The organism is Pelistega europaea (assembly GCF_013133775.1).
Classification (GTDB): domain Bacteria; phylum Pseudomonadota; class Gammaproteobacteria; order Burkholderiales; family Burkholderiaceae_B; genus Taylorella; species Taylorella europaea.
This window is the reverse complement of the sequence record NZ_JABGBO010000003.1, coordinates 161244-175304: the sequence shown is the minus strand read 5'-3', so window position 1 is coordinate 175304 and position 14061 is coordinate 161244. Positions and strand designations below refer to the sequence as shown.

General features: G+C 43.7%; 11 protein-coding genes and 1 other RNA gene. All 12 read left to right on the top strand.

What is annotated here, in order from left to right; all coding sequences use genetic code 11:
* Positions 1-3: 3 nt before the first annotated feature.
* Positions 4-1062 (top strand): dihydroorotase, encoded by a 1059-nt coding sequence (gene pyrC, locus HKX40_RS03700; protein WP_171588215.1) that lies wholly within the window; start codon positions 4-6, stop codon positions 1060-1062.
* Between the two features lie 66 nt (positions 1063-1128).
* Complete coding sequence (locus tag HKX40_RS03695) at positions 1129-1821, top strand: O-methyltransferase (protein WP_171588214.1); 693 nt, start codon at positions 1129-1131, stop codon at positions 1819-1821.
* 100 nt (positions 1822-1921) lie between these two features.
* An RNA gene (gene rnpB, locus HKX40_RS03690) (RNase P RNA component class A) lies at positions 1922-2289 on the top strand.
* Positions 2290-2721: 432 nt separating this feature from the next.
* Complete coding sequence (mraZ, locus tag HKX40_RS03685; protein ID WP_171588325.1) at positions 2722-3150, top strand: division/cell wall cluster transcriptional repressor MraZ; 429 nt, start codon at positions 2722-2724, stop codon at positions 3148-3150.
* Between the two features lie 11 nt (positions 3151-3161).
* Positions 3162-4154 carry a 16S rRNA (cytosine(1402)-N(4))-methyltransferase RsmH gene (gene rsmH, locus HKX40_RS03680; RefSeq protein ID WP_171588213.1) on the top strand — a complete coding sequence of 331 codons (993 nt, stop codon included), beginning with the start codon at positions 3162-3164 and terminating at the stop codon, positions 4152-4154.
* A gap of 8 nt (positions 4155-4162) precedes the next feature.
* The gene (gene ftsL / locus HKX40_RS03675) at positions 4163-4498 is read left to right on the top strand and encodes a cell division protein FtsL (RefSeq protein ID WP_343042957.1); all 336 of its coding nucleotides are present in this window, start codon (positions 4163-4165) and stop codon (positions 4496-4498) included.
* Between the two features lie 9 nt (positions 4499-4507).
* Positions 4508-6316: a peptidoglycan D,D-transpeptidase FtsI family protein gene (locus tag HKX40_RS03670; RefSeq protein WP_171588211.1), complete on the top strand. Its 1809-nt coding sequence runs from the start codon at positions 4508-4510 to the stop codon at positions 6314-6316.
* Positions 6317-6319: 3 nt separating this feature from the next.
* A complete protein-coding gene (gene murF / locus HKX40_RS03665) occupies positions 6320-9082 on the top strand; it encodes a bifunctional UDP-N-acetylmuramoyl-L-alanyl-D-glutamate--2,6-diaminopimelate ligase MurE/UDP-N-acetylmuramoyl-tripeptide--D-alanyl-D-alanine ligase MurF (RefSeq protein WP_171588210.1) in 2763 nt (920 codons plus the stop codon).
* Positions 9083-9093: 11 nt separating this feature from the next.
* The gene (mraY, locus tag HKX40_RS03660) at positions 9094-10260 is read left to right on the top strand and encodes a phospho-N-acetylmuramoyl-pentapeptide-transferase (RefSeq protein WP_171588209.1); all 1167 of its coding nucleotides are present in this window, start codon (positions 9094-9096) and stop codon (positions 10258-10260) included.
* Between the two features lie 3 nt (positions 10261-10263).
* Entirely contained in the window at positions 10264-11790 is a 1527-nt protein-coding gene (murD, locus tag HKX40_RS03655; RefSeq protein WP_171588208.1) for a UDP-N-acetylmuramoyl-L-alanine--D-glutamate ligase, read from the top strand.
* Between the two features lie 26 nt (positions 11791-11816).
* Positions 11817-13004, top strand: coding sequence for a putative lipid II flippase FtsW (gene ftsW, locus HKX40_RS03650; RefSeq protein ID WP_171588207.1), 1188 nt, complete (start codon positions 11817-11819; stop codon positions 13002-13004).
* Positions 12997-14061, top strand: a complete 1065-nt coding sequence (murG, locus tag HKX40_RS03645) for an undecaprenyldiphospho-muramoylpentapeptide beta-N-acetylglucosaminyltransferase (protein WP_171588206.1) — start codon at positions 12997-12999, stop codon at positions 14059-14061. The genes ftsW and murG overlap by 8 nt, the downstream gene beginning before the upstream one ends.

Below are 14061 nucleotides of genomic sequence, written 5' to 3'. Positions count from 1 at the left end.
ACCATGCAGATTTCCAGCACACATCTTACTATGATTCGTCCCGATGATTGGCATTTACATTTGCGTGATGATGGTGCATTGGCGGCAGTGTTACCTGACTCAGCATGTCAGTTCGCACGAGCTATTGTTATGCCTAACTTGAAGCCTCCCGTGACGACTGTGGCTATGGCACAGGCCTATAAAGAACGTATTGAGAAGGTTATGCAAGATAAGCAAATCACTCATTTCACCCCCCTGATGACACTGTATCTTACAAATAATACAACAGCAGAAGAGGTGGTACGTGTGGCAGAGAGTGGTTTTGTGAAAGCCTTTAAACTTTATCCCGCAGGAGCAACCACTAACTCTGATGCTGGTGTAACAGATTTATTAGCTAACTGTGCTGCTGTTTTGGAAATGATGCAGAAGTATGGTGTACCTCTGTTGGTGCATGGAGAAGTGACCGATCCAAGTGTGGATTTGTTTGATCGAGAAGCTGTGTTTATTGATCGTGTCATGTTGCCGCTACGCAAGGCGTTTCCTGAGCTTAAAATAGTGTTTGAACATATTACGACTAAGCATGGAGCACAATATGTGCGTGATGCAGAAGGGTATATAGGAGCCACAATTACTCCACAGCACTTACTTTATAACCGTAATGCTATTTTCCAAGGGGGAATTCGTCCACATTACTACTGCTTGCCTGTATTAAAACGGGAGGAGCATCGAATTGCGCTGGTAGAAGCTGCAACAAGTGGCAATCCGCGGTTTTTTCTTGGTACAGATAGTGCTCCTCATGCTAAAGGAGCCAAAGAAGCTGCTTGTGGCTGTGCTGGTTGTTATTCTGCATTACATGCGATGGAGCTATATGCTACTGCTTTTGAAAAGGCAGGGAAATTAGAGGCATTGGAGGGGTTTGCAAGTTTGCATGGAGCTGCTTTTTATGGGCTGCCAGTGAATACGGACACGATTACCTTAGAGCGCAAAGCGTTTGCTATTCCAGAGGTGTTAGATTATGCGGATAAACAATATCTTGTCCCGTTGGCAGCTGGAGAGTCGCTAGCTTGGTCATTTGTGAAGTAGTTTTTGGTATAAGTTATTTATTTGAGAGTATGATAGCAACCATTGGTGTTTTGCTATAAAAAAGTTATGTATAGTGCAGTTATTCCATCGGATTTACCTGATCAGGTTGATGATTTGGTTTTTAAACGTTTACATGCTGACGATACAATGTCTGATGCTGTATTAGCGTTTCATCGTACTAAGCCTATCCCTAAGATTAATGTTCCAGCCAATCACGGCAAGTTATTACATTTTTTCATTAAAATGATGGGGGCGAAACGCATCCTGGAAATAGGAACGCTAGCGGGATACAGTACAGTATGGATGGCGAAGGATTTGCCAGCAGATGGGTTAGTGACTACCATTGACTTTGATGAAAAGCATATTCAAATTGCTGAGCAGACTTTTGCTATGACAGATATGCAAGATAAGATTCGTATGATGCATGGTAAGGCTCAAGAATGTCTAGAGTTGCTTGTTAAAGAACATAAGGCAGGATTGATTCCAAGTTTTGACTTCATCTTTATAGATGCGGATAAGCAAAATAATCCTGTGTATCTTGATTATTGCATGGAGCTAAGTCGTTCGGGTACTGTGATTGTGGCAGATAATATGGTACGCGATGGTAAGGTTGTGACCGAGACAGATAGGGCTCCAAACATTCGTGGCATCCGGCAATACTTCCAAAAACTTCATGATGATCCTCGTTTAGATTCTACCGTTATTCAGACGGTAGGACACAAGGGCTGGGATGGTTTTGCAATTACTATGGTGAAGTAGGGTGAGCATAGCCTGAGTTTATAGAGCTGTGTTTGGTATTGCATGAAATCAGTGAGTTGGTCTATGGCCTTTATAGAAAATAATGCTACAATAGCCTCGCAAAACAAGCTGGGCAATCGCGTGCCATAAGGCCCGAGGAAAGTCCGGACTCCGCAGAGCAGGGTAGCGGCTAACAGCCGTCCGTCTAGTAATAGGCGAGGAATAGGGCCACAGAGACGAGTCTACTATGTGGGTTGTGGTGACATGACACTGGTACGGCGACTTCCGTATGGCACTATGCAAGTAGTAGCATAGTAGGGTGAAACGCGGTAACCTCTATCTGGAGCAACATCAAATAGGCATGCATTAAGGGCTGCTCGTCCGAGTATGCGGGTAGATGGCTTGAGCTTACTAGTAATAGTAAGCCTAGAGGAATGATTGCCAACCTTTCGGGGTTTACATAATCCGGCTTATAGGCTTGTTTTGCTTCTTCTGTTCTAATCTCATTTGAGATTTTCTCTCCTTTCTTCTTCCATTTGTATTCTTTTTCTCTTGTTTGGCAATTTTGCTTGTCATCTCATATTCCTATCACGCATGCTTTTATGACCATAAAGGTTTGTGTCTAGATTATTTTCTATAGTGCTGTTGTTTTTTGATACTGTGCCCATAGCGTCGCAAAAAAGCGAAGCTAGGGATAACGATAGCAGATTGCCAAAATCTTATTAAAACACTTTCAATTCAAACTATAACTCATTGATTTTTCATATTAAAGAATATAAATATCATCCTTCAAAAGGGTTCTAAGTTGTTCTTTTTATTGAACTTTTATGAAAAAAAGTGGTTTCATCGCTTGAAAAAGCTTCATAAATGGCGTAAAGTGGAGATAAGTAGGAAATTGTGTGAAAAAGTGGGACAAAAATGATTTTTCAGGGTAACAGTGCATTATCACTAGATGCCAAGGGTCGGATGACTATTCCAACCCGGTATCGTGACGCCTTGTTATCGGAATCCCATGGCAAGATAACCATCACCCGAAACCTTGATGGTGGCTTGTTAATCTACCCCCGATTTGAGTGGGAAGCCAAGCGAAAAATCATTATGGAACTGCCATCTTCTCAACGTGGTTTGCAACGCCTCTTGTTAGGTCATGCTCAAGACGTAGATATTGATGGTTCAGGCCGTGTTCTAATCGCCCCGGAACTGCGTGACGTTGCGGGTATCGTGAAAGATGTTGTCCTTGTTGGTATGGGTCAGAAATTTGAATTGTGGGCTGCAGATAAGTTTGCTGCTCAACAAGAAGAAGATTTGGCTGCTATTGACTTAACGAAGTTGGATAATTTTTCGCTATAAAGATACGCAAAATGAGTACAGCTTTTACGCACACAACAGTCTTACGATATGCAACAGTTAATGCTCTTGTAAGTCCCGACTTCAATGCCAAGGCCTCATGGATACATGAACCTCTAGAGTCGGTGCAAGCAAAGGGTATTTATGTTGATGGTACCTTTGGGCGAGGAGGGCATAGTCGTTATCTTCTAAGTCAATTGGCACCAGATGCTCAACTGTTTGTTATCGATAAGGATCCTCTAGCTATTCAAGAAGCTGAGCGTCTACAAGCGGAGGATTCTCGTTGTCATGTTATTCATGGTGGTTTTTCAACAATGAAAGCAGAGCTAAGTGCACGTGGTATTACACAGGTGCAAGGGATTCTGCTGGATTTGGGAATTTCCTCTCCGCAGATTGATGATGCGAGTCGAGGTTTTTCTTTTATGCGAGACGGTCCACTAGATATGCGAATGGACACTACCCGTGGTGTGACAGCAGCAGAATGGCTGGCAACAGCCGATGTGGAACAAATTAAGGAGGTTATTAGAAACTATGGCGAAGAACGGTTTGCTTTCCAGATTGCAAAGGCGATTGCAAGTCGCCGCGAATCCAGCCCTTTACGCACAACGCTTGAGCTTGCCGAGCTCGTCTCAACCGTTGTCAGGACGCGTGAAAAAGGCCAGCACCCGGCCACTCGTACCTTTCAAGCTATACGGATTTTCCTCAATGAAGAACTCGAGGAGCTTTCACGCACCCTCTCGTCAGTTCTAAGTCTGTTGGCGCCGCAAGGTAGAATGGCGGTGATTAGTTTTCATTCTTTAGAAGACAGGCGAGTGAAGCAGTTTATAGCAGGTGCAGCGAATCCTGCTGCAGAATTGGCGAAGTTGCCACTGCGAGAAAGTGAGTTGCCTCAGCCCCTATTAAAGAATCTGGGCAAGGTCGTTGCTACTAAAGAGGAGGTGGCTGCTAATCCTCGAGCAAGGTCAGCTATTTTGCGTGTGGCTCAACGTACGGAGACATCGTTGTGAGAGGAATAGTGGCGATTCTCGTGTTAATCAGTTTCTTTGTGTACAGTGCGATGGAGTTAATTACTGTACGCTACCAGCAGCGCATGATTTACAATGATTTGGTGCGTGCTCAAAATGTGGAGCAAAAGCTGAATCAGGCGTGGAGCTATTTGCAACTTGAGCGAGCCAATCTGACGAGTACAGCTAGGATTAATACCATTATGGAGCAAAAACTCAATATGCAACCAGCTGATGTGAGTCAGATTATTTATATTAAAGAGGATGAGTTACCTCCTTTGCCTCCAGATACTGTGGTGAGTAAAGAAGGACAAACGGATAATGCTACAACAGAAAAGGAACAATAGGGTGGCGTAATGAAATGGTTTACACGTTCGTCTAGAACAACAAAAAGAAATGGCAATATTGTTCGCTCCTATGAAACAGCAGGAGAAAAGGCCTCTTACCGTACTCGCGGTAATTGGCTGTATTTTTTACTGTTATTTGGGTTCACTGCAGTAGGTGCCCAGGCTCTTTATCATCAGGCATTTAATAGTGATTTCTTGCGTAAAGAGGGTGATGCTCGTTATGAAGTTCGTATCCCTGTACAAGCTGAGCGGGGATTAATTATTGATCGTAACGGAGACTTGCTCGCTAAGAGTGTGCCTGCTAGCAGCATTTGGGTGGTGCCTGAACAGTTTCTTAAAACATCGGTGAAAAACCGTACGGCATTGGCGTCTGTACTTGGCGAGTCTCTAAACGATTTAGATGCCAAGTTAATGGCAAACAAAAATAAGCCATTCTTATTTTTGCGACGTCAGATGGTGGGAGATGTTTCTGGTCAGATTAAGAGTCTAAAAATCAAAAATGTTAATGTAGACGCCGAGAGTAAACGCGAATACCCTCAGGGGCCTGTGACTAGTCATATCGTAGGTTTTACTGGTATGGATAGTAATGGTATGGAAGGGTTGGAAAAGCAATACGACAAAATTTTAGATGGTGCTGATGGCTTTAAAGTCTTGCGCCGTAATCGTATTGGTGAATATATTGACGATTTGGTTTCCAGTGAGGGATTGCCAGCTCAAAATGGCCAAGATATTCATCTCACTATTGATGGTCGTGTGCAGTATATTGCCAAAACAGCTCTTGAAAAGGCCATGCAGACGCATGAAGCAGAGTCTGGCGGTGCGGTAGTGATTGATTCAACCAATGGTGAAATTCTCGCTATGGTGAGTATGCCGACTTATGATCCCAATAATAACAAAGAGCGTAAAGGGGATGCCTTACGCAATCGGGTGATTACAGATACTTTTGAGCCAGGCTCTATTATCAAACCACTGGTTGCTGCCTTGGCATTGGATGCAGGTGCGATTAAGGAAGATACGAAATTTCCTACAGGCAATGGCGTTTGGTTTTATCAGGGTGCACGCATTACCGATGTAAGTAATCACAATGGCACTTTGGATGTGGCTGGGATTTTACGGCGCTCTAGTAACATTGGTATGGCGATGATTTCTGAGCGTCTGCGGGCACAACAAATGTGGACTGTATTTAACGCTCTTGGTTTAGGTCAAACCCCGAATATTGGTTTCCCTGGGGCTGCCACGGGCCGTGTACGTCCATGGAAGAATTGGCGTTTGATTGAAAAAGCTACCATGGCTTATGGCTATGGCTTGTCTGTGTCATTATTGCAAATTGCACAAGCATATACAGCCTTGGCACGTGATGGAGATATGATTTCGCTATCCTTGGTCAAGAATAATAATCGTCCCACTAGTATTCAAGTGTATTCACCTAAAATTGCTCGTGAAGTGCGTGCAATGCTAGAAGGAGCATCAGGTGCTGAGGGTTCCAAGATTCAGGCCAAGGTCAATGGTTATCGTATCGGTGGTAAATCGGGTACAGCACGGGGCTTGGTCAATGGTCAATATTCTAGAGATGCCTACCGCGGATCGTTTGTGGCAATTGCGCCAATTTCTAATCCTCGTATTGTGGTTGCTGTGACATTGAACAAACCTCAAAAAGCTGGTTATTATGGCTCTGTTGTTTCTGGTCCTGTAGTGGCAGAAATTATAGAGAAGACATTGCAAGCATTAGATGTCCCACCTGATTCTACTGTACGAGATAATGGTGCAACGCTAGAAGCTAATAATGGACAGGTTAAAGCTAAAAAAACACAAGGATAAAAAATGAAGCAAATACTGGATTGGTTGTCCGCCCATTGTCAGCGCACGGCGGATTTGAGATTAGATAGTAGAGACATCCAAGTAGGGGATGTCTTTGTCGCTTGTAAAGGCACTCATTCTGATGGAGCACAATTTATTCGTGCCGCTGTAGATAATGGGGCGGTAGCGGTCTTGTTAGAAAAAGGATTATCAGTTTCTGCTGATATTTCAGTGCCTGTGCTAGAAGTAGAACAATTGCGTGTGAGGCTAGGTGCTTTAGGGGATGCATGGTATCAACAGCCTTCGGCACATATGACGGTTATTGCGATTACAGGAACCAACGGTAAAACATCATGTGCCAACTGGGTGGCAAGGGCATTGACTCAGCAAAATGTACCTTGTGCTACGATTGGTACGCTGGGTACAATTCTCCCAAATGGAGAGAATTTAGGCGGTTCATTGACTACGCCAGATGTGTTGAGTGTGCATCGCTTACTTGCTACTTTGCGTCAAAAAGGTATTGCGGCGGTCACGATTGAGGCTTCTTCTATCGGTTTGGTGCAAGGGCGGATGGATAATGTGCGAATTAAAGTGGCAGGGTTTACGAATCTCACTTTAGATCATTTAGATATCCATCATACTATGCAGGAGTATGAACGTTGCAAGGGTTTATTGTTCCAATGGCCGGATTTGGAGTACGCTGTCATCAATTTAGATGATGAGGCGGGTAAGCGTTTCTTTAAACAAAGCCAAGCCAAGCATACATTAGGCTATTCCATGCATGGGCATGCAGAAGCCAAAATCCAAGCCAAACAATACGCTTTTGCAGACTATGGACTATCATTTGATTTATCTCTGCCAGATGGGGAAAGTCAAGTTATTACTCGTCTGGTAGGCGAGCATAATATTGCCAATTTGCTTCTTACTGCAGGTATATTGCATGCTTTGGGGTGGAGTGGTGTGCGTATTGCCAAAAGTATTGCTTTGCTAGAGGCAGTTCCTGGGCGATTAGAGATTGTTAAGCCGCCGGTGACTGCCGCCTTGCCTCTTGTTATTGTTGATTATTCGCACACTCCTGATTCTTTACAACATGCTTTGAAAGCTCTGCGTCCTTCAGCACAAGCCAGAAATGGACAGTTAATTTGTGTATTTGGTTGCGGAGGCGATAGGGATGCAAGTAAACGTCCTATTATGGGGAAAATTGCTGCAGAGCAAGCCGATAAGGTGTACGTCACTAGCGACAATCCTCGTACAGAAGACCCACAGAGTATTCTTGAGCAGATTCTAGCAGGTATGCCTGCTGGTGTTTGGTCTAATGTGGATAGGGCGTATACAATCGTCTCAGCTGTCCTTAATGCATCCCCTAATGATGTGATTCTTATCGCAGGTAAAGGACATGAAACCTACCAAGAAATCCATCATAAAAAATATGCTTTTGATGATAGGTTATGGGGACTATTTGCTTTGCTATTAAAGTCAGGGGCTAAAATCAACACGGATTCTCGTACGATAGAGAAAGGTGAAATTTTTGTTGCGCTGAAAGGAGAGTCTTTTGATGGACACCGCTTCCTCAAAGAAGTAGCAGATAAAGGGGCTATCGCTGCTGTAGTATCACAACCAGAGGCGAATTTACCTATTTCACAAATTGTCGTGGAAGATACTCTTAAAGCTCTATCACAAGCAGCGAAAGCATGGCGAACACATTTTGCTATTCCAGTGATTGCCGTAACAGGAAGCAACGGTAAAACGACAAGCAAAGAGATGATTGCCTCAATTTTACAGACTTACGTAGGCGCTGAACATTGCCTTGCCACAAGAGGGAATCTTAATAACCACATTGGTGTACCACTAAGTTTGTTGCAGTTAAATGAACACATCAAAGTCGCAGTATTTGAACTTGGTATGAATCATCCAGGTGAAATTGCCTTGCTTGCTGATATGACACAGGCACAAGTAGCATTGGTGAATAATGCACAGCGAGAACATCAAGAGTTTATGAAAACGGTGGAAGCAGTTGCCTATGAAAATGGCGATGTGCTGAAGTCATTGCCTACCAATGGCGTGGCAGTGTATCCTGCTGATGAAGAATATACTGGGGTGTGGGATAAGTTATCTTCGGGTCATCAAAGAATTTTATTTGGACATAATGGCAACGTATATGCGACCCAAGTGCAGATTGATGCGTTGGGCACTTCGTTTATCTTACATTATGATGCAGTGCCGGGAACCAAGGCTGGTAGTAAGCAGGTGCCTGTGCGCTTAAATATTGCAGGAGAGCACAATGTACGCAATGCATTGGCAGCTGCAGCGTGTGCTTTGGCAATTAAAGTGCCACTAGCAACAATCGCGGAAGGCTTATCGCACTTTAAAGCAGTCAGTGGACGTATGCAGCAACAAAGCTTAAGCAATGGTGTGACATTAATCAATGATACTTATAATGCCAATCCTGATTCTGTTAAAGCCGCAATAGATGTGCTTGCACAATTAGAGCAACCTGCTGTATTAGTTCTCGGTGATATGGGAGAAGTGGGGGAGAATGGTCCTCAAATGCATGCAGAGGTAGGGGCTTATGCTAGGGAAAAACAGATTGCCACCTTATTGGGGACAGGAGAGCTTTGCCAATTGAGTGTCAACGCATTTGGTCATGCAGGTAAACATTTTACTAATGTAGATGAGTTGGTGGCTTATCTTAAGCAATTACCAGCAAAGACAATTTTGGTAAAAGGATCACGCTTTATGAAAATGGAGCGAGTGGTAAAAGCATTGTTAGAGAGTGATGTGCAATAGGGATTGCCTAAATGTTATACGAATTATTTCATGCCCTATCAGGGAAATTTTCTGCTTTTTCTGTATTTGACTATATTACGTTACGGGCGATGCTCGCATGTGGCACAGCTTTATTACTAGGATTGATGGTTGGCCCTCGTGTGATTCGCAAGTTAACCGAATTGAAGATTGGCCAAGCGGTGCGTGCTTATGGTCCAGATCATTTAGCCAAGAATGGTACCCCTACGATGGGTGGTGTATTGATTTTGATTAGTATTGCCATCAGTACTTTTTTATGGGCTGACTTGAGTAATCGTTTTGTATGGGTAGTCTTGTTAGTGACCTTGGGTTTTGGGGCGATTGGTTGGGTCGATGATTATCGTAAAGTCGTTTATCGTAATCCTGAGGGTATGTCTTCAAGAGAAAAATTTTTCTGGCAAACGATAGTGGGACTGATTGCAGCTATTTATTTAAGTTTCGCTGTATCAGCCCCAGCGAATACTGAGCTATGGCCATTATTTAAAGATTGGGTATTGAGCGGTTTTTCTATGCCGTTGCCTTCTCGTGCTGATTTAATTGTGCCTTTCTTCAAGCATGTGAGCTACCCACTAGGAGTGTTTGGTTTTGCTGCATTAACTTGGGCAGTTATTGTTGGTGCTAGTAATGCGGTGAACTTGACGGATGGTCTTGATGGTTTAGCTATTATGCCTACTGTTATGGTGGGTGCTGCTTTAGGTATTTTTGCCTACGTAGTTGGGCGTGTTGATTACTCTAGCTATTTGCTGTTTCCCTATATTCCTGGTGCCTCTGAGATGATGGTGCTATGTGCAGCATTAGGGGGGGCGGGCTTGGCATTCCTATGGTTTAATGCTTATCCTGCTCAAGTGTTTATGGGGGATGTTGGAGCTTTGGCTCTTGGTGGTATGTTGGGTACTATTGCAGTGATTACTCGCCAAGAAATTGTATTTTTCATTATGGGTGGTGTTTTTGTGGCAGAAACTTTATCTGTGATGCTGCAGGTGTCATGGTTTAAATACACAAAGAAACGTTATGGTGAGGGTCGTCGTATTTTAAGAATGGCCCCACTACACCACCATTTTGAAGTGGGTGGTTGGAAGGAAACACAGGTAGTTGTGCGTTTCTGGATTATTACGATTATGTTGGTATTGATTGGTCTATCAACCTTAAAGTTGCGTTAAATCATGGGTTCATTCGTTTCTAGCTTAAAAAATCATCAAGTTCTTATTTTAGGGTTGGGGGAAACAGGGCTAGCCGCTGCCAAGTGGTGCCTGTTACAAGGAGCCTCTGTACGAGTTGCAGATACTCGTGTTAGTCCCCCTGGATTGCAGGCATTGCAAGAGGCTGGATTAGAGGCGCAAGCCTTTTTCCTTGGAGAAGAGCGAGCATTAGGAGATAGTGTACTTGATGGTATCCAAAGTATTGTACTAAGCCCAGGATTATTGCCTTTTGCTTCTCCTATAAAAGAATTTTTAGATAAGGCACAAGCACGTAATATAGAAATTATCGGTGAGATTGAGTTATTTGCTCGTGCTCTGGCGGATTTACAAGAACAGTTCCAATACACACCTAAAGTACTAGCTGTGACAGGTACAAATGGAAAGACAACCGTCACCACCATGACACGAGATATGTGTCAGCAAGCAGGACTCACGGCAATTGCTGCTGGTAATATCAGTCCAGCAGCCTTAGATGCATTGATGATGGCAATGCAGAATGAAAAACTCCCTGATGTTTGGGTTCTTGAGTTATCTAGCTTTCAAATGCATACCACCACAACACTAAAACCTAATGCTTCAACAGTACTTAATGTCACTCAAGACCACTTGGATTGGCATGGAAGTATGGAGCATTACATCCAGTCTAAAGCTCGATTGCTGGCGTTGAGTGATATAGCTATAGTGAGTCGTGATGATGAACTTACCATGAAAATGGTTGATTATTCAGATGATATACATGTACGTAGTTTTGGTAGTGATGAGCCTAAATTAGCAGGTGATTTAGGGGTGGAATATATCAATGGTATGGCATGGTTATGTGTCAATGAGTATGATGATTTTGATGCTCCAGTGACTAAACAACCCAAGAAAAAGTCTTATGAGCGTCCTGTGCGTCCACAAGGAGAAATAAAGCGTTTAATGCCTGCAGATGCTATGCGTGTACGGGGGCGACATAATACCTTAAATGGATTGGCTGCTGTTGCATTATGTCGTGCCATTGGTATTGCCTATGCCCCATTATTAACAACGTTACGTGATTATGAGGCACAGGCACACCGTTGCAATTTTGTACGTACTATTCAAGGTGTAGATTTTATTGATGATAGCAAAGGTACTAATGTGGGTGCAACACAGGCCGCTTTAGTTGGAATGGAGCGACCAACTATATTGATTCTAGGAGGTTTGGGTAAAGGGCAAGATTTTTCTCCATTATGTGCCCCTGTGCAACGTTATGCACGAGCAGTATTTTTAATTGGTGTAGATAGAGAAATCATTGCCTCTGCATTAGAACCTGCTGGTGTGCCTATGGAGCGATTTGATTCTTTAGAGGCAGCAGTGCAAGCATCCATGCAATACGCCAAAGAAGGGGATGTTGTTTTATTGTCTCCAGCATGTGCAAGTTTTGATATGTTCAAGGGCTACCACCACCGTGGACAAGTGTTTGTGGAGGCAGTAACGCAATTAGCGACCGACTTAGGAGAATTAGCGTGAATACAACCACTACCACCAGGGGTTTTATGTCTGTCAAACCTTCGCGGACAAATATGCGGGATTATGATTTGCTTCTTGTCTGTGCGGTGGTTGTACTACTTGTTTTTGGGCTTATCATGGTATTTTCAGCCTCTATTGCGCTGAGTGATGGACCTAAATATGTAAATGCCGACCGTTATTTCTTTTTTACGCGTCATCTTGTCTTTATCATCGTGGGTATCTTAGCAGGTGTTTTAACTAGCTTTGTCCCTATGCAATTTTGGGAAAGAAATGCTTTACCTCTATATGGATTGAGTATCTTTTTCCTTGTGTTAGTGCTTGTCCCAGGGATTGGTCGGGAGGTTAATGGTGCTTCGCGTTGGATTCCAATTGGCCCAGTTAATTTTCAGTCATCTGAGCTAACTAAACTAGCCATGGTGATTTTTTGCTCATGGTATATCGGTCGCAAAAAACAATATATGCGAAAGGTTAGAGGATTGCTCCCCATATTAGGTTTTCTGGGTATTGCAGCCATGCTATTGTTGGCGGAGCCAGACCTTGGAGCTACCATGGTGGTGGCAGCAATTGTGTTTGGACTGTTATTTCTTGGTGGCGTCAGTCTTAAAGTATTTGTTGCCTTAATCGGTATTGCAGTAGCTGGTATTGTTGGTTTGATTGTGACTGCCCCATGGCGGTTACAACGGATTTTTGCCTACCTTGACCCATTTAGTGCAGAGCATGCTCAATCAACAGGATACCAGTTGAGTCATTCCTTGATTGCAGTTGGTCGTGGTGAAATCTTTGGTGTGGGTTTAGGGTTTAGTATTGAGAAACTACACTACCTCCCAGAGGCGCATACTGACTTCATTATGGCGGTAGTGGCAGAAGAATTGGGTTTTGTCGGTATTATGGGCGTGATTATTCTATTTGCCATTATTGTGAAAAAAGGATTAGTTATTGGGCGTCATGCTGTGGCGATGGATAGAGAGTTTAACGGACTTGTTGCCCAAGGTATTGCGGTATGGTTTGGGGTACAGGCATTCATTAATCTTGGTGTGTGTTTTGGTTTGTTACCTACAAAAGGTTTGACACTACCTCTGGTGAGTTATGGCGGATCTGCTTTAGTTATGAATATGATTGCTGTGGCAGTATTATTGCGTATTGATTATGAGAATCGTTGTATGATGCGAGGTCAAAACTTCGCTACAGGACGCAAGGGGGGAGGGCATGTCTAAGACAGCACTTGTGATGGCAGGAGGGACTGGTGGGCATATCATGCCAGGATTGGCGGTGGCTCATGAGTTGCAACAACGAGGCTGGACAGTCAAATGGCTTGGTAATCCAGAACGCATGGAAGGGCGTATTGTGCCTAAGCATGGTATTGAACTCGTTCCTATGGCATTTGCTGGACTTCGAGGCAAGGGGATAACGACATTATTGAAACTGCCTTTTACCTTGTTAAAAGCATGTCTGGCCGCCCGTAAAGCAATTAAACAGGTTAAGCCTGATATGGTGTTGGGTATGGGAGGGTATGTTTCTTTTCCCGGTGCTGTGATGGCAAAACTGGCAGGCATTCCAATCGTGGTACATGAACAAAATGCAGTAGCAGGAACTGCGAATAAGGCTATTGCAAAGTTTGCATATGCCACATTGACAGGTTTCCCTCATGTTTTTAATCAAGGAGTGGTTGTAGGCAATCCTGTCCGTCAAGATTTGTTAAGCGTGTTGCCTCCAGAACAGCGTTATGCAAGTCGTTCAGGTCCTTTGCGTGTGCTAGTCGTAGGTGGAAGTTTGGGGGCTATGGCACTAAATAATCTAGTGCCTGAGGCTTTGTCTCAAATACCAGAACAACAACGTCCTGTGGTGGTTCATCAATCAGGGGAGCAGCATTTGGCGACTTTGCAACAGACATATGAACGTTATGGGGTTCAAGCTCGATGTGTAGCGTTTATTGAAGATATGGCAAGTGAGCTAGGACAAGCTGACTTGCTAATTTGTCGGGCTGGAGCGATGACAGTTGCAGAGGTTGCTGCTGTTGGTGTAGCTGCGCTATTTGTACCACTTCCTCATGCGATTGATGATCATCAAACAGCGAATGCCGCATGGCTAGCAAGTGAAGGGGCGGCTTTTAGTTATGCCCAAAAAGATTTAAAATCTCAGCAACTTTGTGAGTTCTTGCAGGTGCATACACGTGCACAATTGCTAGAGGTTGCGATAAAAGCAAGAAAAATGGCTTATACACATGCAACGCAGGATATTGCTGATACGTGTGAGCGTGCAGTTAAAGGATAA

Coding starts and splice junctions, on each gene's coding strand:
- pyrC (WP_171588215.1), top strand. CDS start 4: ATGCAGATTTCCAGCACACATCTTACTATGATTCGTCCCGATGATTGG.
- HKX40_RS03695 (WP_171588214.1), top strand. CDS start 1,129: ATGTATAGTGCAGTTATTCCATCGGATTTACCTGATCAGGTTGATGAT.
- rsmH (WP_171588213.1), top strand. CDS start 3,162: ATGAGTACAGCTTTTACGCACACAACAGTCTTACGATATGCAACAGTT.
- HKX40_RS03670 (WP_171588211.1), top strand. CDS start 4,508: ATGAAATGGTTTACACGTTCGTCTAGAACAACAAAAAGAAATGGCAAT.
- murF (WP_171588210.1), top strand. CDS start 6,320: ATGAAGCAAATACTGGATTGGTTGTCCGCCCATTGTCAGCGCACGGCG.
- mraY (WP_171588209.1), top strand. CDS start 9,094: ATGTTATACGAATTATTTCATGCCCTATCAGGGAAATTTTCTGCTTTT.
- murD (WP_171588208.1), top strand. CDS start 10,264: ATGGGTTCATTCGTTTCTAGCTTAAAAAATCATCAAGTTCTTATTTTA.
- ftsW (WP_171588207.1), top strand. CDS start 11,817: ATGTCTGTCAAACCTTCGCGGACAAATATGCGGGATTATGATTTGCTT.
- murG (WP_171588206.1), top strand. CDS start 12,997: ATGTCTAAGACAGCACTTGTGATGGCAGGAGGGACTGGTGGGCATATC.